This window comes from Dechloromonas sp. ZS-1 (assembly GCF_039649255.1).
Taxonomy (GTDB): Bacteria; Pseudomonadota; Gammaproteobacteria; order Burkholderiales; family Rhodocyclaceae; genus Azonexus.
Genome location: NZ_JBDIYD010000018.1, coordinates 1 through 21958, shown reverse-complemented (window position 1 = coordinate 21958; position 21958 = coordinate 1). Strand labels below are relative to the sequence as shown.

The following is a 21958-nucleotide window of genomic DNA, read 5'->3' as shown; positions in this document are numbered from 1 at the left end:
ACTGAGAAGAGTCAGTTTTTTGGATTGTTTAGACCGAACGCGGCAAGTTGATCCGGAACCGACTTCCCTGCCCTGGTGTGCTGCTCACATCAATGCGCCCACCATGCTCCTTGACGACAATGTCGTGGACGACGGTGAGCCCCAAGCCTTTACCTTTACCGACCGGTTTGGTGGTGAAGAAAGGTTCAAAAATCCGGGATTGCAGGTCCGTCGGAATACCACAGCCGTTGTCTTCCACCTCTAACCAAACCTCCTGATCGGTAGTGCCAGAGCGCAAGACGATTCGGCCCTTTGTGGAGACTGACTGCACCGCGTTGTTCAGCACGTTCATAACGGCCAGATTGATTTTGGCGGGCTGACAACGCGTTTCGGGTAGCGGTTTCAGTTCGTGGACGATTTCCGCCGCCATACGATCCTGGCTTTGCCTCAAGCGGAGCGCACTCTCAACTTCCTTACTCAAATCAACCCGCTCATAGCCCTCGTGATCGACATGGGAGAAAGCCTTCAAATCCTGAACAATCGCAGTCACCCGACTCAACCCGCTCAGCGATTCGTCGAGTAGAGCAGGCAGATCCTCGGCCATGAATTCAAGATCCGCGCTCTGGCGCGCCACCGTAATCTTTGCTGGCTCCTGCGCCTCATAGGCCGCGACCACCGCCATCAACTGGTGGAAATACTGCTTCAGTGCGCCAATATTCGAGGTCACGAAGGCAATGGGGTTGTTGATTTCATGGGCAACCCCCGCCGCGAGTTGCCCGATCGCCACCATTTTCTCGGACTCAAGTAATTGCCGATTCGCTTCGGCAAGCTGTTGGCCCCGCTCCTCGACCCGGCATTCAAGCAAGAGGTTGGCGGCCTGCAGGTTTTTGTTTTGCTCGGACAACAGACCATAGAGTCGGCCCAAGGCCGTCAGTAAGACATTCGCCGATGGATCAATCTGCCGCTGCTCATTCTCGTAAGCGCTCGCCGCGCTTTCCCCGCTTTCGATCCGCCGAATCTGCCGCGCCAATACCTGATCTTCCCCAACGATATGCATCGTCAACCAGGAAGCGAGGTAGCCGTGCATCGACTGCGCTGGATTTTTGAGTGAATGGCGCGTCTGCCACAATCCCGTCAAATGGTGAACAAACTCAGCATGAATCGCGAGATGGTGTTGTGCGTGCCGCCCATCGATGCCGGCCCGGTGCATCAACCCTTCCTCGTCTTTGAAATGAAAGTGAGCGTAGTCGGTCAGTTTCTTGAATAGGCGATCGAGTTCTTCTTCAGGCACATTGCCAACCAGCAACTTGTCCCCCAGTTCGTTGGTGATATCGACCAACTGGTGGTGTTGTTCGTCAATCGAGGCAATACCCGACTCGAAACGTGCATCCCATGCAAACACTTCCATGATCTGACATCCTCCAATACGGCCTTAGCTGGCCTCATCGCCAACTCGAAAAAAGTCATCGTTATCGGCATTTTCAACGTATTAGGTAAATTAGGTGTTTATGCTCTGTTTGTCAATATTGTTTTCGGCAAGATGCTCAGACCCCGATCGATATCGTCACCGTCTATTGATGGGGTCGATATGTTCAACCCGCGGTGAGCTGAACACCGGCTGACACATCGAGCCGGCTGCTGGCGATCATTTTCGAGAAGAGAGTGCCGAGCGTTAATTAGGAAGGAATGGCCGGGCTGTCGGCATTTGCGTTACCGAAGCTCCTCAACGCCCCTTCTTTTTGCCCAGCTCAAGGTTTTCCTTGATCTCGGCCGTCGTCTGCCGGCATCTGCCAGTACCTGGCAACAATGCAAAAGGCGTCATTGAGCGCTGCAAAAAGTTGTGAAGCAGCTTGCGCACAGGGAGGTTCATCCCCGGCAGACACCAATGTTCCGGCGAGCGTCCACAGGCTTTCCCAATGCTCCATTGTTTTGGCCCCGTGGCCGTGGAAGAATCGACCTCCGGACTCAGGGGTGATCCCTATGCCCTCATGAACGAGACGAGCAATCACTTGTCCACCCAAGGTCGAGCCTTCGACCACATAAAGGTGACCAATGAGTTGTGCGGTAGAAGTGATGGGGGGAACCGTCCATGCGTGCAATGGACTATTTTGCGATTGGCTCAGTAGGCCAAGTTGGTCGAGATCGGCATGAAGCCAACGGCGTCGATCACTCATGTAATAGGGAAGCTCGCCTGCAAACTGGTCGAGCGCCATCTGCAAACGTGCGTCCACATGCTCATAAATCCAGGAGAAAGTGAGCAGCACGCGGCCATAATGTTCCCGGGTCAATCCGGGTCGGACGAGCGGACCTAACAAGGGATGATGGTCAAGCCGGCGATGATCGTCGCGGGTCTTCTCTCGCAAGATCGAGCGCAAACACGTTTTGCCTGGCAAAGCGGGCGGATTCATTCCTGGATGGTTCATCGCTATGCCCTCAGATACTCGGCCAAGGCATCAGGAGTGAGTGGTTTGCTATAGAAATAGCCTTGGATGGTATGGGCGCCATCTTGCCTGAGGCAATCCGCTTGCTCCGCCGTTTCAACCCCTTCGGCCAGTGCCTCGACATTCAATGCTTTGGCCAGTGCAATGATTGTCTGAGCAATCGCCCGATCATCGGCATTGTTTGGCAAACCGTCGACAAAGGATTTATCGATCTTGATTCGATCGAAGGGGAAGAGTTTGAGATGCGACAGCGAGGAGTAACCTGTCCCGAAATCATCGATCGCGAGGTTCACGCCGAGCTGCTTAATCTCATTCACGATGGCGCGAATTTCTGGTGTCGGCTGCAGCGCACTCTCAGTAATCTCGATTTCAATCAGCTCGGGAGGAATCTGATACTGGCGCAGAATGGCCGCCATGCTTTGTGCCAAACCAGGTTTCAATTGGGCCGGAGAAACATTGACGCCCACCGTCAAAGCGAAAGCACCTTCTGCCCGCCAGGTACTGATTTGTGCACAGACCATCCGGAAAATCTCGGCCCCAAGACCCTCAATGAGATGGCACTCCTCTGCAACCTGAATAAACTCGGCCGGCGAAACAAAACCCCGATCAGGATGCTTCCAGCGAGCCAGGGCCTCCAAGCCGATAGCCCGCCCCGTCACCACATCAACCTGCGGCTGATAAGCCACGGAAAGCTGTTGCGCCTGAATGGCATGCCGCAGTTCGGCAGCGAGGTTGAACCGGTCAGCACTTGCTGCGGCAAGACCCGCTTCATAAAGCGCAATGGTTCCTGGCCCCGACTTCTTAGCGTGACTTTGTGCCAGATCTGCGGCGCCCATCAAGGTATCGACATCCGTTCCATCGCGCGGATAGAGACTGATCCCCGCACGCGCCTGCAGTCGCACCGACTGCCCAGAGACCGAGAAAGGCTCGGTCAAGGAAGACAAGTGCCGTTGCATGACTGAGCGAGCATCGCTCTGATTCGCCACGCCGGGGAGATAGACCACAAATTTATCACCTGACCAGCGCCCGATTCGATCATCCACGCGTAGCGTGGAGGAGAGGCGATTGGCCACCAGATACAGGAGGCGATCGCCGGTAATGTGGCCCAGTGCATCGTTGATCTCTGCAAAGTGGTCGAGATCAATAAAGGCAATGGCAAATGTGCTGAGCAGATCTTTCGAGGCTAGGGCGTTACTGACGATCCGCTCAAACAGGATCCGGGTTGGCAAACCCGTGAGTGCATCGTGTTCAGGGAGCGCGTGGACCCGCTCTCCCGACTGCGTCGATGTCGATATATCCTGAAATACCGCGATGTAATTCCGGACTTCGCCGCTGACGTTTTGAACAGCAGCCACATGACTGAACTGGGGATAGATTTCCCCATTTTTGCGGCGATTCCACAACTCACCGCGCCATCGCTTTTGATCGGCAAGGCTCTGCCAGAACTGCTGATAATAATCATGGGAGTGGACGTTGGAGCGCAGCATGGACGGGCTTCGACCGATCGCCTCAGCCGGTTGGTAGCCGGTGATCCGGGTAAATCCATCGTTCACCGACTGAATTTGACCGTGTCGATCGGTCACCATGATCCCGATACACTTGGCCACGTCCTCAAGCGGCGCAAACTCTGTCTGATCTGACGACTGACAACGAAAGATGACGACCTGATTCGGCTCTGCCGGCAATGCATTGAGCAGCGGAATGGCATACACGTCAACACCGACGGTCGCGCCGCAGGCATTACGGAATTGCATACTCTGCTGGTTGATGGCGATATCCGAGACCTTGCAACGAGGATCGCGGCCGGGACTCTGGGTGGACGGACAATGCTCAGCGCCACACAATTGCGCGCAGTAGTCCAGACCGCGGAGGGCATCCGCCTCGTAACCCAACAGTTCGGCAGCACTCGGACTACTATGCAGAATTCGGTGGTTCGCATCGAGCACCAGGATACCTTCACGTTTGATATCCAGCGTGCGATGGTACCGGCGATGCAACTCTTCCATGCCGGCACTATATTTTTTCCGCTCCGTGACATCCTTGGCCCGGAATTCAAGCGTTTTGCCATTGCGGGGCGACGATAGTTTGGCCTCCAATTCCAACCAGAGATAGCACCCATCCTTGCGGCAATGGCGGAAACTCACGTTCGCGGTATCAGAATTGCCGGTGTGCACCTGCAGAAGGTAGTGCATCACTCGAGGGATATCTTCTTCGAAGATGAAATCGACGAGATGATGGGAGACCAGCTCCTTACTTTGGAAGCCTAATAGGCCCAATGTATTGTTCGAAACGTAGTCGTAGGCGAATCTTTCGTTGAAGCGCCCGACGATTGTCTGCGCGTCCAATAAGAGCATGTCGCGGGTCGACAGGGTTTGCTCACTATGGAAATAACGGTCTGCGATCTGTCTGAGAAGCGCCATCGCAATGCGTTGCCCCAAATCGATGTCGCCGAACGACCATTTGGCAGCTCGACCCCGATACGATTGCAGCCACGCGCCGAAGGACTTGCGCGGGGAAATACGTACGCCAGCGTCAGTCGTTTCAATCAGTTTCTCAGGGTTACCGGCCCAACGGATCAACTGCGTGATTTCAGAGCGAAACCAGAGAATGTAGTTCGTATAGTCCGCGTTCGCCTGGATCGCCAACAGCCCGTTGGCAATTCCATTGCATGTGCTGGCCAAGGCGAAGGATTCCGGAAGCGCCTCGGTTGCAAAAATACCCGACGAACGCGTACGCAGCCAATTCACCAAATGATTGATGAAGGCTAGATCAGGGGTCTTTCCAATATGGAATTTGTGCTGGTTAATGCAAATGATTACCCCAGTTGCCCCGAGCAACTGCAGTATGGCTTCCCCCGCTCCGTCTGCAGCGGTCCCCTGCACGAGCGATTGACTCAGCTGATCAACGACGGTCTCGGCGTCGCGTACGCGCGTTTCAAGCTCACCTTGTTCAAGGTCGGTAATTTTCAAGGAAGCTGATCGGCCTACGAAGTCGGCGAGCTCACGAATATGCGGTGTTAGCCTAAATGGTGAATAGTGATGACAGGCGATCAATCCCCAAAGTCTGCCATGGGTAATCAGGGAGATTGAGAAGGATGCAGATACCCCCATGTTGCGCAAATACTCCAGATGCACAGGGGAAAAACTGCGTAAGGCGGCGTAACTCAGATCCAACGGCAACCCGGTTTCCAAATTGACGGCCGGAAAAATAGGCGTGTTCTCAGCTTCGACATCGGAAATCAAACGGAGCCGATTCTTGAGATAAAGATCGCGTGCCTGCGGCGGAATATCGGAAGCGGGAAAGTGATGCCCGAGAAACGACTCAACCGGTTTTTGACAGTATTCGGCGATCACCTCGCCATCCCATTGGCTGTCGAAGCGATACACCATGACCCGATCAATACCCGTCAAGCGGCCAATTTGTTCCGCGACTCCGTTGAGGTACACCTCAATCCCGTTTTCCGCCTCCAATTCCCAGAGCCGGTCACGTACAGGAATAAACAGGTGGTCGAATAGGGCCTGGTAACTAGCCCCATCAACCTGCGCCGGTTCCAATTCAATCAGGACAATTCCGTCGTGAAAGTGCGCCTGACCGTTGAATGATCGCGGTACATGATTCGTTTGGATGGTCGTCTGCAAAGTCACGGCTTTGCCCGACTCTTGCTTCTCGAAAAGCTGGCTAAGCCGCACAACCAAGGCTTCGCCCAAAAAATCGGCGATCGGGAAGCCAAGCAGATTTTTACACGGCAACCCAAGCAGTCCCTCGACATTTTCGCTGGCATGCCGGACGATCAATTGCTCATCGATCGCGAGAAGACAGCCATGTGGTTGGATCGTCCCCGGGCGATGGATAACCTCAGCCGCACAACGCTCAAGAGCTGCGGCGATTTGTTGATTGGGAAGTGGAGTATTCATAAATAGGTCAGCCCGCCCGGGCTAAGATTAGAAGGTCTGGGTATTGACGAGATACATGGCCGCACTGCGCATTTCAGCATCGCTGAGTGATGCTAGACCACCACGGGCAGGCATATTGTTATGACCTCGAATCGCATTGCCGACCATGACATCAAGCCCTTTCGCCATGCGTGGCGTCCACTCGGCCAACTCACCCTTCCGTGGTGCGCCATGTTTACCCTCGCCATGACATTGAGCACACCTGGATTCGACAATCGTTTTGCCGCTCATCGCCACCGGCGAACTGTACGGCTTTGCGACCTCCGGTGTATTTGAAGACAGCGTCACCATGTAGGTGATGGCACGCGTCATTTCCAAATCGGTGACCTCGCCTTTGCCACCGTGGGCTGGCATATTTCGAATGCCACGGATGGCATTGCTCGTCAGATTTTCCAGGCCTTTCTGATCGGCAATACGTTTTAACCATGCAGCCTGATCTCCGACTTTCGGTGCGCCCATTTTTCCAGACACATGACATTCACCGCAGACTGAATTCACGACTTCCTTGCCCGTGCGAGGAACATCCGCATGAACCAACCCTGAACAAGCGATGAATAGGCATGCAGGGAAGAGATGTTTAACTGGGTTCATTTGAAGCCACCTTGATATATCGATTGGTTTTTATTTAGGGATGGACTGAACAAGTGGTCGAATATCACTTCCGTTGCACGTAACCCTTTGATTCTTTCGCGTCGTGATTTTTGCGGAGGCACTTGGTCAGACTTTTCTTAGTACGGAGAGTCGCTTTAGCTTTCGCCTAAGCAGGCGGTGCGCTGTAGGCAAGTACCGGGCTTCGGCGACGGCTGACCGTGGAAATAAGCTTTAACTGGAGGTCATCCAGGCCAAACGGCTTGGTGACATAGCCATCCACGTTGGCTTCCATGAAGGCGCTAATGATGTCCTCCGGTTGAATGCGCCCGGAAATCATGACAAACGCAGTGCGATTAAAGCAGGGCATGCGGCGCATCCACTTGACCAACTCCGTGCCATCTTCCCCCGGCATGCTGCGATCGCTCACCACCGCATCGAAATGTTGCCCACTCAGCAAAATCGATTTCGCTTCTTCGACACAACATGCCTCGCTAATTTCGCACCCAGGATTCATTCTCTTGAGCCCCTCGCGCATCAGCATGCGATGGACCGCAAGGTCATCGATCACAAGGATGGAAAGCCCGTTCTGACCCATGCTTTGACCCATGATCGCTCTCCAATTAAGCGAAGCTGCCCAGACGGAAGCGTCCTACGGCATCCGCCAAGCCATGGGCCAGATCCTCCAGTTGGCGGGCGGCATCCACGACGGAATTAACGGCCTGGGTATTCATTTGCGCCATTTCCGCAATCTGCCCGATACTTTCTGAGACTTCGCGCGTCGCCTTCTGTTGCGCCTGGGTTGCGTCACTGATCTGATCGACGCCTAGATTGACTTCCAAAATCCCGCCGGAGGTCCGTTGCAGCACCGATGCGACTGAACCGACGTCTTCCTGGCTCCGAGTCAGATGGCGTAGACCTTCCTCAATGGCTGACATCACCTGGGTCGACTGATTTGTGATCTGTTGCGTCACCTGATCAATTTCATTCGCTGAACTACTCGACTTTTCAGCCAGCTTGCGAACCTCGTCAGCCACCACCGCGAAGCCACGGCCTTGCTCGCCGGCACGCGCGGCCTCAATGGCGGCATTGAGTGCCAGCAAATTAGTCTGGTCTGCAATGTCCTTAACTTGGCGGGTCATGCTGGTAATTTGCGTGGTGCTATCGACAAAATGCCGAACCGAGGTAACGATCCCATTCACGGACTTCTCAACCGCGTCCATCGACTTCACCAGCGACCCCAAATTCTCGTGGCCGCGCTTCGAGTCATCAAGATTGGCATGCGACTGATGACGAACCTGGTCAGCCGAACTAACGATGGAAGAAACGCCATCAACCACGGCACCGACCGATGCGGTCGCTACGGCCGCTTTCGCTTGCTGCTCCACGGAACTCGCTTCAACCTGCGTCGCGACGTTGACCAGTCCTCCGACAGAGCGCTTGACTTCACCGGCCGTATTACTGATCTTGCCAACCAAAGCGGCGAATTTATCCATCATCTTATTGAAGGCCAAGGAGGCGCGACCGATTTCGTCCATCTGGGTGACGGGTAACCGATGCGCCAGATCCCCTTCCCCAGAAGCAATTTCATTGAGTTGATGGGTCATTGATTCAATCGGCTTGATCACCACGGCACGGATGAACAGGTAGGTCAGCGATACCACCACCCCGAGCATCACCAGCGATGCGATGGCCATTTTGATCCCTTGGCTGAAGATCGCGGCGTTCATCTTATCCAGGGACACTTTCATGCTAACCGTGCCCAGCACTGTCCCTTCGGGAACAGCGTGGCAGGTCACACAGTTTTTGCCAAGATAGTTGCTTTGGGCAATCACCGGCTTGATAACGTGCAGGTATTCACCGACCGTATCCGTCTGCGTTTGCATGAATGGCTTGCCGGAGCGAATCACCTCCTGGGCAGCGGGGTCTTGTGCAATCTCGCCTTGTTTGCCAGGCCCAAATTGTTTGATCACGGCTTCGGAACGAGCGACATTCAGATCACGCACGCCATCGAGCTGCTTGATCTGTTCAAGGAATACTTCGCGCTGGTCAATGGTCCCGGTGATCATCATGCCGGTCAGCCCTGCCATCGTCATCTGGTGAAGGCTATTGGCGGTATCCTGGGATTGCACCAAAGCTGCCGCTCGATTTTCAGCATTCTGCCAAGCAAACATGGCGGACAGCGCCACCAAGAGTGTGAGCGTGATCGCAATGGTCAAACGCAACCAGATGGGAAAACTGTGTTTTGCAGGGAGTGACATGATGTGCATTCCTACGATTTCTACGATTTGTGTGGGCAGCAGCGATCTGCTGCCCGATGTTTAACGATCAATCAGGGTTTTTTTGCCCAGGCGGTGCACCAGCCAGCCGGTTGAACTTCCGTATCGCCCGCGAAAATCTTGCAGCCACCAAGCGCCTTGGCATCTGCGCCCGGTACCCATTGCGCGCAATTGTCACAGCGCTGCTGCGGGTTGGCCGTCTGATCGACGTACTTCATCGACTTGCGAAGACCTTCATTCTTGGCTGCGAAGGCAACAACGGGAATCATGGCTAGCGCTGCAGCACCGAGTTTCAGTGCCTGACGGCGGGAGGAATTGAACGACATGCAGTTCTCCTTAGGAGGGTTAGTGGGAATTTCTTGAGGAAGTCCCGAACATCGCCTCGGCGTTCAGGACGGAAATCAGTCGGTCGTTATCGTCAATCACCACCGACGCGATGGCTTGATTGACCTTGCAGTAGGCCGGCACTTCATGGAAGCGTGCGGGGAGCACATCGACGACCTTGCCGACGGCATCAATCAGCACACCAAAGGGGCGCCGCCCGTTCACACCGGTCAGCATCATCAGCACCCGATTTGGCCGGGCATTGATCAGAAGGAAGTCGCTCAAGTAATACACATAAGCCACTTCGCCGCGCCAGACCAACATACCTGCGATATGACCACCGGCTCCCGCCAGACTGTCCAGCGGCGGGGCAACGGAAACCTCGGCGACGCAGTCGACCGGAATTGCGAATGTCTCGCGTGTGCCCATTGAGAACGTCAGCAGGCGGTCGGGGGTATCAAGTATCTGCGATGGCTCAACAGTGCCGTGAATCACCTCGACCTGACTCAGCGACGCGCCAAGATGTTCGGCATGGTCCATCACACAAACTCCGGCAGATACTTTTTGATGGCCGCAGCCAACTCATTCGGATTGAGCTTGGGGATATAGGCATCAATCCCCACCGTCTCGCCCAAATGCGTATTAACCGAGGACAAGGAGGAAAACATGAGAACCCTAACCCCCTCAAAGCGAGGATCAGCCCGAACCTTTTTTGTCAGAACATAACCATCCATCTGGGGCATTTCGACATCGGTGATCAAGAGGGGCATGCGCTCCGCCAAACGAACACGATCTGCCGTAGCTTTCTCTGCCATGCCTTGCAGCGCTTCCCAGGCTTCTTTGCCATTGATGGCTGCCACACTTTGGAAGCCCAGCTTGTGGATCGTGGCACCGACAATCTTTCGGGCGATTGACGAGTCATCCGCATAGGTAATCATCATCTCGGCGGCCCTTGGGGAGCTGACCGATTCAATCAGATCAAGCTCTCGCGCACTCGCATCGCCCAAGACGTCGACCAGCACCTTCTCCACATCCAGCATCAAGATGAGCTTTTCTGCGACTTCCGCGATTGCGACGATCAACCCTTGCCGCTCGGATGAGGCCAGCGCACCGGGCGGGGTACGCATCTGCTCCCAATCCAGGCGCAGGATCGTGTCCACTGCTTCGACCAGAAATCCCTGCATGGATCGGTTGTATTCGGTGATGATCAGAATCTGCGGATTCTGTGACTTGGTGACGCCGCAATGCTCTGCCAAGTCAATGACCGGAATAATGACGCCACGCAGGGAAACCACCCCTTTGACGGACGAAGGCATATCGGGCGCAGCGGTGATCTGCGGGGTACGCAGCACTTCACGGACTTTGAAGACATTGATGCCGTAGGTTTCACGTATGCCGCTGGAGCCGATCCCCAAGGTGAACAACAACATCTCAAGGCGGTTCGTCCCGGCAAGCTGAGTTCTCGCATCGACAGACGCCAGCAGGGAAGTACGAGTTGGCGTGGCAGTGGTTTGCTGCGCTTTAGTCATTCCGTTCATGGGACCCTCGTTTCACTACAATCGGTATATTCGTTGCTTATGTGACATTAGGAGTATTGATGTTTCCTGTCAAGGACAAAATCGCTGCCAATGTCGGGACTGAGCTTCCCCCGAAATTTCGTCTTCCAGAAGAGTAGGTAGGATGACGGAAAAATGGAGGAAGTCGATGTTCAAGATGCCGAAGCCGGAATTCACGCCGGAGTTCAGGGAGCTGGCTGTAAAGCGAGTGAAGTCCGGACTCACGATCGGGGCCGTTGCGCGGGAACTGGGTCTGGTCGAACAGACGCTGCGCAACTGGGTCAAGGCGGCCGAGCAGGGAAAGCTCAACCCGCCGGGTGGCAAGGTCGTTACAGCGGAACAAATGGAACTGTCGCGCCTGCGAGTCGAGAACGCCCGGCTCAGGATGGAGTGCGAAATCCTAAAAAAAGCGACGGCGTACTTCGCGAAAGATGCGCTGTGAAGTACGCCTGGATCGACGGACAGCGGAATGCCTACCCGCTGCCGGTGATGTGCGCGATGTTGAACGTCAGCGTCAGTGGCTATCAGGCATGGAAGCGCGGCGGCACGCCGAACCGGAAGCGGCTGACCGATGCACAGATGCTGACGCTGATCCGCGCCATCCACGCAGAGTTCAAAGGCGCTTATCAGTCATGAAACTCCAAACCTATCGCCGTAACGTCGGGGTGCAGGAAGTTGTCTGCGGACTTGTTCCTGATGTGGTGCACCAAGGCTCAGGCTTGTTTCCCGGTATCCGAGTGTTTAGCGAGGATCTGGCAGATGAGTTTGTTGTCGAATGCGCCGCATATGCAATCCACGAAGGCAGAGTCGGGCACGACATCTGGTTTTCAGATGACGAAAATAATCAAGGAATCAACATGGCTTTCTGTATCTCGGAAGCCACGTCCAGCGATCTCTCCGATCTGCGCTTGCTTTCTGCCAAGGCTCCTGCTGGCGCAGTAATCAGGACGGAAGAGGGGGAAGCATTCCGAGTTATGCGCGATGGCACGGTTACGAATGGAAGTGTTTCGTACCCATCACTGTCCGCAATCAGTGCTCGCTTCACTTCACCCTCGAAGCGAGTGTCACCACGATGCTGGCCAACCATTTCCTCTCAGTTGTCGACACCATGTCGGCCAAGGAACTGGATGACTGGTATCAAGCCCATGTCGGGTACCGCCTGTCGGAAGATGATTCCGCTGCTGCGGCTGATCTCGACAACCATCGGTCACAAGTCGCCGAAATGATGTGCCTCCATAGCTTCGGCGAAGGGGACATCTACCTGGCGCTCGTAACCCTGTAACCCAACCGGCTTGCCGGTTATCAATCAATCCGCCCACGTGGGATTCCTTCCCGCTCAGGGTGGAATCCCTACGGGCTTATTCTGGAGTCAAAACCATGAACAAGTACGTTGTAAAGATCACCAAGACCTGCAGCATCGAGGTTGAAGCAGAAACCCGTGAAATGGCCGAGCAAATTGCCCGCGATCAGGAAGCGGACGGATGTTTGAGCTTTGACATGGAAGTGGAAGTGCGCCCCGTTGGTATCGGCGGTCGGACTTTCCCTCAGTGGCTGCGTGTACTGGATAACGAGTGCAATGTTTCCGTGTACGAATCTGAATTGGAGACCGGGCTGTTTGGTTTTACCGGCTGCGATGCGGATATTTACGAGTCGGTGGAAGAGGCCGTTGAAGCGGCTGTAACCCACTATCGCCTGATTGAAGCAGAAGCCTGACCTTCGGGTACTTGGCAGAAAGGAGCAATCATGGCCAACACAGAGTATCTCTTCGACCTGAAGCTGATGGCATCCATCCGTATCAAGGCCAAAACACAGGCCGAGGCGGAAGCCACAATCCGCGACATCCTGGATGCGTCCAGTTGTAACGCGGGACTGTGGCCGGATGGCAGCCCGGTGCTTTTCGAAGCATCGATCGATGGAAATCTCGATTTGATCGAGGTCGACGGCAACCCCGTCTGATTTTGATCTGTTCTCAACAACCCGGTGGGTTTTGCCCACCTGGGCAGACCTCTCCGGGCTTCTTACAGCAAGGGGAAACAAAATGCAGGATCTGATCAACAAAATTGTAGCGGCGAGTCAATTAGCTGATGACGGCAGCGTAAATGCGGTCGTTGAGGTGACTCTGAAATTCGTCGTGACGATTGGCCTCGAAAAAAGTGAGATCGAATCTCTGGACGAGCAAGCATTGCGCGATGCACTGGCAGCCCAGGTCAATGAAATGATCGGGATGTCCAGCAACATTGGTGATGCAATCGAAATTAATGGTCTTCTGGAAACTCGCGACGGCTATACCGACGAGATCCTGGCGGTGGGAGAGTAACCATGCAGTGCGCTCTCTATCTGCAACCATCACCACCTGAACCTGAACTCATCATCAAGGAATCGGTAATTCGACCGGCTGTGGTTATAACAATCATCCCATTGTAAGAACCTTCGGTACTTTCCAAGAAATGATTAAATTTCTCTCATCGATGTTTGGCTTGCCAGGCGATGAGATTGACTACGAGGTTGAAAAAAACTGCCTCTATACCAGTAAAACCGTGGTTAATCACTGTGAATCTCAAAATGGAGGTTGGTTTGAAGCAACTGAAACAGAAATTAAGGCTTGGGCAAAGGGCAAAATGTAGTTGTATTCGGAGGATTTCACCATCAACTTTCTGCGCTGCGTCTAAAACCTCAACGCTCGACACCGGGAGAATTTTCCCGGTGTGTGGGCGTTAGGAGATTATTCTCTGGGGCTGTAGCCAGTTTCCGAAAGAGGCTGGTGGTTTTTTGCCGTGCAGTCTGCAAATTCTTTGCTTTCCAGGTCGATATATTAGGATGTTCCATTGAGGCGTATAATCTTTTTGGTCAAAAAGGCACATGATCGTGGTTGTTATTCGCTGGCATGTGATGAGGAAGCCAGTCGACATTACAAGTTAAGCACCAGCTTTTTGTGGCAATTGCGTTGTTATTTAATAGGTCTTTCAAACAATTAAATGCACATTAAACTTAATTTTTCTGTTCTTGGCCTAGCCCTCCTCTCCTTGTCTGCAATGGCTCAGGAGACACCTAAAATTTGTCCGAGTGAGATCGTGGATGAGTTCATACGAACCAAGGTCTTGGATAAGGAAGGCTTAGCCTCGCTCTCTGGGGTCAAGGCGCCCAGTGGGGATGCCTTTATCGTTGGCGGCGTTCTCACGGCAGCAGCAGGCGCGGTTGTTTCTGGCGCAGGAGGAATCCTGTTTGGCGCCTTCCTGCCATCTTCAAAGAAACTCTCTGAGATCGATACGCTTGTCCTCTCCTTGAGCAAGGACAAGGCCGCTTCCACAAAGGAGGCAAAAGAGATGATGCGCAAGGATGTCATGGAGGCTGCGCAGCTCGCGCTTGGCGCATCCTCGATTTCAGTTGAGGCTTCGGGGAACCTCATGAAGCACACGATGACGGGTGGCTTCTGCTCGAAGGGTGGCTGCGAGATACATGCCATGGCCTACAAGGGGACGACATTGCCGGTTCTCCATGCCAGTGGTGACTACGTGTTATCCAGCAACTTTGGCTCAACACAAGGCGGTGCCCGGCTATTTGAAGGGAATATCGAGCGGGTCAGCACCCTCACGCGGGAATTGGACAAGCGTGGTTATCAGACAGGGTTCTGGAGTGCCGGATTTAAAACCATTTTCTCAGCCGGATCTCCATGCGGCGTGTTGATTAAAACAGAGGAAAAAAAAGATGCAACGTCAGGCTAATAAGTTAGCCGCCAATTTTATTTCCGGTATCCATACTCACCCCATTCCCCCGTAGCCTTGAAATTCGAGACTTCTTTCGATTCAAATTGGCAAGCGTCACTGTTTCGACCAAGCAAGTCTGTTGGGGAAAAAAATACCGCCCCTAACAACATCATGACATCCGCTGACACAGCACCGTTAGAAGAAAAAAAATCGTAAAGAGCAAGAATTGACAGGGAAACATACCAACCAACAACCATCATCCTAGCCATTGTTACTACACTATAGCAACGGAGTATTGCTACCAAAACAGCTACAACCCATCCCAGAAAGGCTTTGTTGCACAAATCGGGCATGAATGCTGCTGAGGCAGAAGCTTTCCTCTGTTGAAGAAGCGTGATGTCGAAGCCGGAAGCCCCGAAATACCGCACGAAGAACTGGTCTGCTTACAACGCTGCGCTGAAGTCACGCGGTTCCTTGCTGGTCTGGTTTGACCCCGATATGGCATGGTTTGCCGGTCGGAGCGGCAAACGTGGCCGCTCGGACACCTTTTCTGATACCGCCATTCAGTTCTGCCTCATGGTCAAGGGGCTGTTTGGCCTGCCGTTGCGGCAAGCCACGGGAACGGTCGCCAGCCTACTGAAAATGGCCAAGCTGGATTGGCCGGTGCCGGATTTCAGCACCTTGAGTCGACGACAGAAGGACCTTGAGGTGGTGATTCCGTACCGTCCGAGCTCGGCTGGCCTGAACCTCCTGGTCGATAGCACCGGCGTAAAGATGCTCGGTGAAGGCGAATGGAAAACCAAGAAGCACGGCGCCGACTATCGCCGCCAGTGGCGGAAGGTCCATCTCGGGATTGACGCTGAGACTTTGGAGATTCGAGCCATCGAAGTGACCAGCAATGCGGTGGGGGATGCCCCCATGCTGAAAAGCCTGTTGGAACAGATTCCGCCCACCGAGCCTGTCGCATCCGTGACCACCGATGGCGCCTACGATACGAAGGCCTGTCACGCCGTGCTGGCCCAGCGCGGGGCGATGGCCATCATTCCTCCGCGTAAGAATGGCAAGCCATGGAAGGAGAATCAGTCAGGCGCTGCGGTTCGCAATGAAATCCTGCGAGCCATCAGCCGTCTGGGCCGAAAATTATGGAAGAAGTGGAGCGGCTATCACCGCCGCAGCTTGGTGGAAACCAAGATGCGCTGTTTCAAGCTCCTGGGCGAGCGAGTCATGGCACGGGATTTCGACCGCCAGGTCGCAGAGCTGCAAATCCGCGCCGCTCTGCTCAACCGCTTCACCCAACTTGGTACCCAGCAAACCGTGCGCCTAGCCTAAATCCGTCCGGGGTAGGGGAAATTCGCCCTCGGAATAATTTGTGCAAAGCCGGTCTAAAGACTCCGATGGATATTGAAAACCGTCTGCAGACCTTGGTCCGGGACGGCCACTTGCACTCATCACTGACACAGGGACCCGGCCGCCCGACCACGAAATATTACTGGAACCACACGCCAAACTTCGGCAAGACTGACGATGTAACACAATTGGAAGAGGTTTCCGTGTTTTGATTACACCGACGAAACCGACAGTACCGACGCTACCCTATCGCCGATAGCAAAAGGGAACATGTCGTGCCAATGCAATGATTGCGCGGCAATGAAGGGAGATCGCCTTCGACTTCGACAACGAATCCGCATGGACTAACTTCAGGGCGGCTAACGGCAAGGAACGAAATCTCCGCGAGCCCCCTGTGCTGAAAACGAATGGTGCCTACTGAAGCTCTAAAGCTGAAGTACCCTTTGAGTATTCAAGGAAAGGAGGTCGGCATGAGCACAATCGGTCAGCGCAAAGAGGGCCTCATTACTCCTCTGGCATCAGGTGATGCTCCTGGCTGAAGGTGCTCAAATCAACGATAAACTGCATCGGTTGCCAACCGAGAACACGGCATTTATTCCTAATGGCGTGTATCGCTTTAAGACCCAGGAAGATGCCAACAAGCATCAGCTTGATTGCTTGGCCAAAGGGATAACGAAAGTTGCATTGGAGCGCAGCAATGGTGCCCCCCGCTCCGAACTGATTGCCGCCCTGGCCCAGTGGTTTTCGCAACTGATGCAGAGAGATGCCGAACAGGCCGTCGCCGAGATCATTACCACGATTACAGCCACCTTGGCCGCCGGCAATAGCGTCGAAATCCGCGGTTTGGTTCATTTGCCCTGAATTACCGACCACCGCGCAGCGGTCGGAACCCGAAGACCGGTGCTCAGGTCGCGATCCCCGGCAAATATGTACCGCACTTCAAAGCCGGGAAAGAGCTACGTGAGCAACTGGCCGATGCCGTAACTGCGGCGCCATGCGAGCGGGTAGGCTAAAATAGCGCGTTTTACGCGGTGTCGGCAGTGATCCTGATTCTGGTGCAATTCAATTCATCACACCACGGAGAATGGGCGTGAATTCCAAGGATCCAGCAACCCCGACTCCAGACAATGCTGAAGATGGGCCGCTGGGGGTGTCAGAATTTCTGTGTGTGAGGCGTGAGGAGACTTTTCCACGGTGACGGCTGCCGAAGGTCCGTTCAGACCGTAGGCAGACGGCGCGGTGGGAAAGTCGGTGGTCATTTTATCCGCGGGCGGCTTCAAAGCGTTCGGCGTAGAGGATGGCAAATTGGTTCATGGCTTCCTTCCAGTCCTTGGCAGCCCGTCCCCAGTCGGCGGTGATGTTGCGCAAGGCCAGCCAGATCAGCTTGCTGGCGGCAGCATCGCTCGGGAAATGTCCGCGTGTCTTGATGATCTTGCGCAGGCGGGCGTTGATGCTCTCGATCGCATTGGTGGTGTAGATCACCCGGCGGATGGCCGGCGGGAAGGCAAAGAAGGGAATGACCCGGTCCCAGGCCCGATGCCAGGCCGCGGCCACGGTGGGGAATTTCTCGCCCCACGGCCCTTGGGCGAAGATCTCCAGTTCGGCCAATGCCGCTTCGGCGCTGGGTGCCGTGTAAATCGGCTTGATCGCCGCCGCCAGCGCCTTGCGGTCCTTCCAGCAGGCGTAGTCGAGGCTATTGCGAATCAGATGCACGATGCAGGTCTGCAGCGTGGTGGCCGGAAACACTGCTGCTAGCGCTTCGGGCATCCCCTTCAGCCCGTCGGTGACGGCGATCAAGATGTCGGCTACGCCGCGGGTCTTGAGGTCGTTGAAGACTTTCATCCAGAATTTGGCGCCCTCGGTGTTCTCGATCCACAGCCCGAGGATGTCCCGCGTGCCGTCCGGCAGCACACCCAACGCCAGATAGATCGCCTTGTTGCGGACCACGGCATCCTCGCGAATCTTGACCCGCAGAGCATCGAAGAACACCACCGGATACATCGGCTCCAGCGGACGTGCCTGCCAAGCCGTGACCTCGGCCATCACCGCATCGGTCACCGAACTGATGAATTCGGGCGACACCTCGGTGCCGTACTGCTCGGCCAGGAAGCCCTGGATCTCGCGGACGGTCATGCCCCGGGCGTACATGGCGACGATCTTGTCGTCAAAACCGGTGAAGCGGCGCTCGTGCTTGGGAATGAGCAGGGGTTCGAAGCTGCCCCGACGGTCCCGCGGGATGTCGATGCGCAGCGGCCCGTCTTCAGTCAGCACGGTCTTGCCGGTGGCGCCGTTGCGGTGGTTGCCCACCTCGCCCGGTTTCTCGGCGCCGGGCGGGTAACCCAGGTGATGGCTGAGTTCGGCACCCAGAATGCGTTCGATCAGCGCCTTCTTGAACGCCATCGAGGCGGCATTCACCGCCTCGGTGTCCATCGGGCCAATGACCATCTGATCAATGAGTTCTTTCGGGATGCTGGGCAGCGCCGCTGCCGGCTTCTTCTTGCTCGTCTTGCTTGGCATACATGCTCCTTGGCGACATGTTATGCCTCACACACAAAATTTCTGACAGGCTCGGGCCGCTCAACGAACTGCTCAGTCATCTGGGGCATCGCCTGAAGCAGGCCGGGTCGGCCTTCAAACAGCTGGTCAATTTCGAAGCGCCGTGCGAGTCATCGCTGCCTTCACGCGAAATCCCCCAGGCGGAACTCGAGCACACCCAAACAGAACAACGAACGGCATTATCCCTGGCCATGCCAACCCGTCAGGCCACCCCCAGTCCTTCGTCATCAACGACCGACCGGCGCGAAAACCTGGCCGCCGATCACGCCTGGATCCGTCAGAATCTGGCGCGCCGCTATCCCGGTCACCCACCGTCGCCCACACACACCAGCCCCCAGGTCGCCGAGCCGATGGACGAAGATGCCATCCGCGCTCGCCTGCTCAAAATCCACGGTGGCCGCCTGCCGGGCAAAACGGGGCGGCCAACCACCGTCGTCGCCGCGGCGTCACCCAGCCCCGCAGCACACATTGCCGCAAAGCCAACACTCCCGCTACCCACGCCACGACCGCTGCCCGTTGCCCCGACAAGCTCAACTTTGCCGTCTGCAACCCCGACTGCGTCAATCCCCGGCATCCCGACCGTACAGTCGCGCCCACCCCGCATTTCCGCCAAGCCACGTAGCGCCGTCGTTAAACCCGCGCCGGCTCCGTTACCGCAACCGGCCCCCATCGACGTCCCCGCACCCGTGCCCACCGTCTTGGCCGATACCCCGTTGCCGGCAAGCACGATGAGCATAACGCCTGGAATAAACGCGATGGCCGTCCCGACCGTCGAGGTGGTGGCAATTGCCCCGGCTACCACTGAACCACCACTGGCACGACAGGCGGCCACCGTCCCATCGACGAAACCGGCCCCCATCCCGCCAACACCGGACCCCACTCTTGAAAAATCGGACTTTCCACCCCACAAGGAAAAGCCGGTGGTCAAAGCACAACGCAGCACACCAGCCCCCCGGCAACCCATCTCGGCAAGGCTGAGCGCCCGCTTGGGATCCCGGTCATCGATACCGATCGCTGCCGCGCACCCGCCGACAGTGACGCCGTCCCCCCTGAATTCCATCGACGCCTCGCTAGCCGTTTCTCCAGCCATCACGGCCGGGGCAATACCCACCGCCTCGTCATCGATTGCCGAATCGGCAATCGCAACCGACCCGCCCCTGGCAACGCCGATCATCGCGCCAACGCCAGCCGTCAAACCACACCTCGTCCTCCGGCCAACCACGGTCGTCGTGGCACCAGCAACGTCTGCTGCCAGCGCACCGACCATCGACTATGCCCCCGCAAAGGCTGACCACCCGCCGTTGGCCGAGGAAAAATGCGTCCCCGCCCGCAGCGTATCGCGCGCCTGGGACAACTATGCCCCCCCGCTGAACCTGCTAAAGGCACCGTCAAACCGGCTAACCCCGGTCGATCTTGCCGCGCTGAGTCAACATGGTCGTCTGATCGAAGAAAAACTCGGTGAATTCCGCGTCAAGGTGGCGGTGCGCGATGCCTGTGCCGGGCCGGTCATCACGCGTTATGAGGTAGAACCCGCCGTTGGCGTCCGGGGGGCACAGGTGGTCAACCTGATGAAGGATCTGGCCCGCGCCCTGAGTGTGACGTCGATCCGTGTCGTCGAGACCATCCCGGGCAAGACCTACATGGGTCTTGAGTTACCAAATAGCCAGCGTCAGACCATCCGCCTCTCCGACATTCTTTCAGCCGATCTCTTTCAGCAGCATCCCTCGAAACTGGCAATGGCCCTCGGTCAGGACATTACCGGGCAACCCGTCGTTGCCGACCTGGCCAAGGCGCCGCATCTGCTGGTCGCTGGCACAACGGGCTCGGGTAAATCGGTCGGGGTCAATGCAATGATCCTCTCCCTGCTTTACCGGGCGACCCCGGATGAAGTGCGCTTCGTGATGATCGATCCGAAGATGCTCGAGCTTTCGGTCTATGACGGCATTCCCCATCTGCTGGCGCCGGTGGTCACCGACATGAAACTGGCCGCCAATGCCTTGCATTGGTGTGTCACCGAAATGGAACGCCGCTATCGCCTGATGAGCCAGCTGGGCGTCCGCAACCTGGCCGGCTTTAACCAGAAAATTAGCGCTGCCGCAGCCGCTGGTCGGACGATTGTCGATCCCGATCCCCTGGTCCAGGAAAGCCCCGCACCGCTGTCACCCTTGCCTTTCATTGTGGTCGTCGTCGATGAATTTGCCGACCTGATGATGGTCGCCGGCAAGAAAATCGAAGAGTTGATCGCCCGTCTGGCCCAGAAGGCCCGTGCCGCCGGGATTCATTTAATTCTCGCCACACAGCGCCCCTCCGTCGATGTCATCACCGGCCTGATCAAGGCCAACATTCCAACCCGGATTGCCTTTCAAGTTTCCTCGAAGGTCGACAGCCGAACCATACTCGATCAGATGGGGGCCGAAACCCTGCTCGGCCAAGGCGATATGCTCTATTTGCCACCGGGTACCGGCTATCCGCAACGGGTTCACGGCGCCTTCGTCGCCGACGACGAGGTGCATGCACTAGCCGAACATCTGAAGCAATATGGTGCCCCGGATTACATCGATGCCGTGCTGGGTGCCCCCGCCGACAGCGAGGCCGAAGAAGGGGGCCGGGCCACGAATGGCGAGGAAAACGACCCCCTCTACGACCAGGCCGTGGCCATCGTCATCGAGTCGCGTCGAGCCTCGATCTCGCTGGTTCAGCGTCACCTGCGCATTGGTTATAACCGAGCTGCCCGCCTAGTTGAACAGATGGAAGTGGCCGGGATCGTCAGTTCGATGGAGAGCAACGGCAGCCGAAGGGTCTTGGTTCCGAACAACTGATCGATTAAAACCGTTGGGATTTTCTGCGTTCATTTGAGTTTTAGTGCTCGTTTCACAGCCATTTATCGTTAGCATCCGAATGAGGAAATATGTCCAAATGCATATTTGGACATAGATTACCGCAGCGTGGTCTTTGAGTTGACATCCCCGCCATGGATGATGTCATATATTTTGCGGTTACGGGTTGGACTAGTTTCATCGATGAAACTAAACCTAGGCGGAGCAAGTGAACCCCAAAAAACAGTGGCCGCCCTGATCGAGCTTCGTCCCCTGGGGATAGCGGAAACTGTCATTTCGCCCCGCCTTTTGCAAGCGTGGAACGTTAGCCAACTCCTCTAGGTGTTTAGTCCCACGGTGTGCTGGATCGGGTTGATCCTGAAGCGTTCGGGTTCTTTTGTCCAGGTTTTGCAGA

General features: G+C 55.8%; 18 protein-coding genes and 3 pseudogenes. 9 read left to right on the top strand and 12 right to left on the bottom strand.

The genetic code is table 11. From position 1 onward, the window contains the following. Nucleotides 1-28 precede the first annotated feature (28 nt). The 9 genes from AACO21_RS15445 to AACO21_RS15405 form a co-directional block, all read right to left on the bottom strand. On the bottom strand, nucleotides 29-1387 hold the full coding sequence (locus AACO21_RS15445) for an ATP-binding protein (protein ID WP_346193420.1): 1359 nt from the start codon (nucleotides 1385-1387) through the stop codon (nucleotides 29-31). Between the two features lie 340 nt (nucleotides 1388-1727). After that, the gene (locus AACO21_RS15440) at nucleotides 1728-2402 is read right to left on the bottom strand and encodes a biliverdin-producing heme oxygenase (protein ID WP_346193419.1); all 675 of its coding nucleotides are present in this window, start codon (nucleotides 2400-2402) and stop codon (nucleotides 1728-1730) included. A gap of 2 nt (nucleotides 2403-2404) precedes the next feature. Beyond that, the gene (locus AACO21_RS15435; RefSeq protein WP_346193418.1) at nucleotides 2405-6334 is read right to left on the bottom strand and encodes an EAL domain-containing protein; all 3930 of its coding nucleotides are present in this window, start codon (nucleotides 6332-6334) and stop codon (nucleotides 2405-2407) included. A gap of 27 nt (nucleotides 6335-6361) precedes the next feature. After that, entirely contained in the window at nucleotides 6362-6964 is a 603-nt protein-coding gene (locus AACO21_RS15430; RefSeq protein WP_346193417.1) for a c-type cytochrome, read from the bottom strand. A 166-nt stretch (nucleotides 6965-7130) separates the two neighbouring features. After that, on the bottom strand, nucleotides 7131-7571 hold the full coding sequence (locus AACO21_RS15425; RefSeq protein ID WP_346193416.1) for a response regulator: 441 nt from the start codon (nucleotides 7569-7571) through the stop codon (nucleotides 7131-7133). A 13-nt stretch (nucleotides 7572-7584) separates the two neighbouring features. Continuing rightward, nucleotides 7585-9222, bottom strand: a complete 1638-nt coding sequence (locus AACO21_RS15420; protein WP_346193415.1) for a methyl-accepting chemotaxis protein — start codon at nucleotides 9220-9222, stop codon at nucleotides 7585-7587. A gap of 71 nt (nucleotides 9223-9293) precedes the next feature. Continuing rightward, complete coding sequence (locus AACO21_RS15415) at nucleotides 9294-9566, bottom strand: high-potential iron-sulfur protein (RefSeq protein ID WP_346193414.1); 273 nt, start codon at nucleotides 9564-9566, stop codon at nucleotides 9294-9296. Between the two features lie 19 nt (nucleotides 9567-9585). Continuing rightward, nucleotides 9586-10104 carry a CheW domain-containing protein gene (locus AACO21_RS15410; protein WP_346193413.1) on the bottom strand — a complete coding sequence of 173 codons (519 nt, stop codon included), beginning with the start codon at nucleotides 10102-10104 and terminating at the stop codon, nucleotides 9586-9588. After that, nucleotides 10104-11102, bottom strand: a complete 999-nt coding sequence (locus AACO21_RS15405; protein ID WP_346193412.1) for a chemotaxis protein — start codon at nucleotides 11100-11102, stop codon at nucleotides 10104-10106. The genes AACO21_RS15410 and AACO21_RS15405 overlap by 1 nt, the downstream gene beginning before the upstream one ends. Nucleotides 11103-11268: 166 nt before the next feature. On the opposite strand from AACO21_RS15405, the pseudogene AACO21_RS15400 reads away from it, so the two are divergent. From AACO21_RS15400 to AACO21_RS15375, 6 genes and pseudogenes are all read left to right on the top strand, one after another. Next, nucleotides 11269-11753 (top strand): annotated as a pseudogene (locus AACO21_RS15400) (transposase); the annotation flags it as partial. Then, the gene (locus AACO21_RS15395) at nucleotides 11753-12346 is read left to right on the top strand and encodes a hypothetical protein (RefSeq protein ID WP_346193411.1); all 594 of its coding nucleotides are present in this window, start codon (nucleotides 11753-11755) and stop codon (nucleotides 12344-12346) included. The pseudogene AACO21_RS15400 and the gene AACO21_RS15395, both read left to right, overlap by 1 nt. A 151-nt stretch (nucleotides 12347-12497) precedes the next feature. Continuing rightward, nucleotides 12498-12833: a hypothetical protein gene (locus AACO21_RS15390; protein ID WP_346193410.1), complete on the top strand. Its 336-nt coding sequence runs from the start codon at nucleotides 12498-12500 to the stop codon at nucleotides 12831-12833. 30 nt (nucleotides 12834-12863) lie between these two features. Next, entirely contained in the window at nucleotides 12864-13076 is a 213-nt protein-coding gene (locus AACO21_RS15385) for a hypothetical protein (RefSeq protein ID WP_346193409.1), read from the top strand. Nucleotides 13077-13158: 82 nt separating this feature from the next. Then, complete coding sequence (locus AACO21_RS15380) at nucleotides 13159-13437, top strand: hypothetical protein (protein ID WP_346193408.1); 279 nt, start codon at nucleotides 13159-13161, stop codon at nucleotides 13435-13437. Nucleotides 13438-14095: 658 nt separating this feature from the next. Continuing rightward, nucleotides 14096-14842, top strand: coding sequence for a hypothetical protein (locus AACO21_RS15375; protein ID WP_346193407.1), 747 nt, complete (start codon nucleotides 14096-14098; stop codon nucleotides 14840-14842). A 17-nt stretch (nucleotides 14843-14859) separates the two neighbouring features. Here the strand turns inward: AACO21_RS15375 and AACO21_RS15370 are convergent, their stop codons facing one another. Beyond that, the gene (locus AACO21_RS15370; RefSeq protein WP_346193406.1) at nucleotides 14860-15177 is read right to left on the bottom strand and encodes a hypothetical protein; all 318 of its coding nucleotides are present in this window, start codon (nucleotides 15175-15177) and stop codon (nucleotides 14860-14862) included. Nucleotides 15178-15220: 43 nt separating this feature from the next. On the opposite strand from AACO21_RS15370, the gene AACO21_RS15365 reads away from it, so the two are divergent. Together AACO21_RS15365 and AACO21_RS15360 are read left to right on the top strand one after the other, a co-directional pair. Further along, nucleotides 15221-16153 (top strand): IS5 family transposase, encoded by a 933-nt coding sequence (locus AACO21_RS15365; protein WP_346193405.1) that lies wholly within the window; start codon nucleotides 15221-15223, stop codon nucleotides 16151-16153. Between the two features lie 771 nt (nucleotides 16154-16924). After that, a pseudogene (locus tag AACO21_RS15360) lies at nucleotides 16925-17184 on the top strand (HU family DNA-binding protein). A gap of 247 nt (nucleotides 17185-17431) precedes the next feature. Here AACO21_RS15360 and AACO21_RS15355 read toward each other — a convergent pair. Together AACO21_RS15355 and AACO21_RS15350 are read right to left on the bottom strand one after the other, a co-directional pair. Then, nucleotides 17432-18688 carry an IS256 family transposase gene (locus tag AACO21_RS15355; RefSeq protein ID WP_346193404.1) on the bottom strand — a complete coding sequence of 419 codons (1257 nt, stop codon included), beginning with the start codon at nucleotides 18686-18688 and terminating at the stop codon, nucleotides 17432-17434. Nucleotides 18689-19031: 343 nt separating this feature from the next. Further along, a complete protein-coding gene (locus AACO21_RS15350) occupies nucleotides 19032-19922 on the bottom strand; it encodes a hypothetical protein (RefSeq protein WP_346193403.1) in 891 nt (296 codons plus the stop codon). Nucleotides 19923-20088: 166 nt separating this feature from the next. Here AACO21_RS15350 and AACO21_RS15345 point away from each other — a divergent pair. Continuing rightward, a pseudogene (locus AACO21_RS15345) lies at nucleotides 20089-21546 on the top strand (DNA translocase FtsK); the annotation flags it as partial. Nucleotides 21547-21958 lie beyond the last annotated feature (412 nt).

Excerpts from the sequence above, each read along its gene's own strand:
- AACO21_RS15445 (WP_346193420.1), bottom strand. The coding sequence starts at position 1,387 with ATGGAAGTGTTTGCATGGGATGCACGTTTCGAGTCGGGTATTGCCTCG.
- AACO21_RS15440 (WP_346193419.1), bottom strand. The coding sequence starts at position 2,402 with ATGAACCATCCAGGAATGAATCCGCCCGCTTTGCCAGGCAAAACGTGT.
- AACO21_RS15435 (WP_346193418.1), bottom strand. The coding sequence starts at position 6,334 with ATGAATACTCCACTTCCCAATCAACAAATCGCCGCAGCTCTTGAGCGT.
- AACO21_RS15430 (WP_346193417.1), bottom strand. The coding sequence starts at position 6,964 with ATGAACCCAGTTAAACATCTCTTCCCTGCATGCCTATTCATCGCTTGT.
- AACO21_RS15425 (WP_346193416.1), bottom strand. The coding sequence starts at position 7,571 with ATGGGTCAAAGCATGGGTCAGAACGGGCTTTCCATCCTTGTGATCGAT.
- AACO21_RS15420 (WP_346193415.1), bottom strand. The coding sequence starts at position 9,222 with ATGTCACTCCCTGCAAAACACAGTTTTCCCATCTGGTTGCGTTTGACC.
- AACO21_RS15415 (WP_346193414.1), bottom strand. The coding sequence starts at position 9,566 with ATGTCGTTCAATTCCTCCCGCCGTCAGGCACTGAAACTCGGTGCTGCA.
- AACO21_RS15410 (WP_346193413.1), bottom strand. The coding sequence starts at position 10,104 with ATGGACCATGCCGAACATCTTGGCGCGTCGCTGAGTCAGGTCGAGGTG.
- AACO21_RS15405 (WP_346193412.1), bottom strand. The coding sequence starts at position 11,102 with ATGAACGGAATGACTAAAGCGCAGCAAACCACTGCCACGCCAACTCGT.
- AACO21_RS15395 (WP_346193411.1), top strand. The coding sequence starts at position 11,753 with ATGAAACTCCAAACCTATCGCCGTAACGTCGGGGTGCAGGAAGTTGTC.
- AACO21_RS15390 (WP_346193410.1), top strand. The coding sequence starts at position 12,498 with ATGAACAAGTACGTTGTAAAGATCACCAAGACCTGCAGCATCGAGGTT.
- AACO21_RS15385 (WP_346193409.1), top strand. The coding sequence starts at position 12,864 with ATGGCCAACACAGAGTATCTCTTCGACCTGAAGCTGATGGCATCCATC.
- AACO21_RS15380 (WP_346193408.1), top strand. The coding sequence starts at position 13,159 with ATGCAGGATCTGATCAACAAAATTGTAGCGGCGAGTCAATTAGCTGAT.
- AACO21_RS15375 (WP_346193407.1), top strand. The coding sequence starts at position 14,096 with ATGCACATTAAACTTAATTTTTCTGTTCTTGGCCTAGCCCTCCTCTCC.
- AACO21_RS15370 (WP_346193406.1), bottom strand. The coding sequence starts at position 15,177 with ATGCCCGATTTGTGCAACAAAGCCTTTCTGGGATGGGTTGTAGCTGTT.
- AACO21_RS15365 (WP_346193405.1), top strand. The coding sequence starts at position 15,221 with ATGTCGAAGCCGGAAGCCCCGAAATACCGCACGAAGAACTGGTCTGCT.
- AACO21_RS15355 (WP_346193404.1), bottom strand. The coding sequence starts at position 18,688 with ATGCCAAGCAAGACGAGCAAGAAGAAGCCGGCAGCGGCGCTGCCCAGC.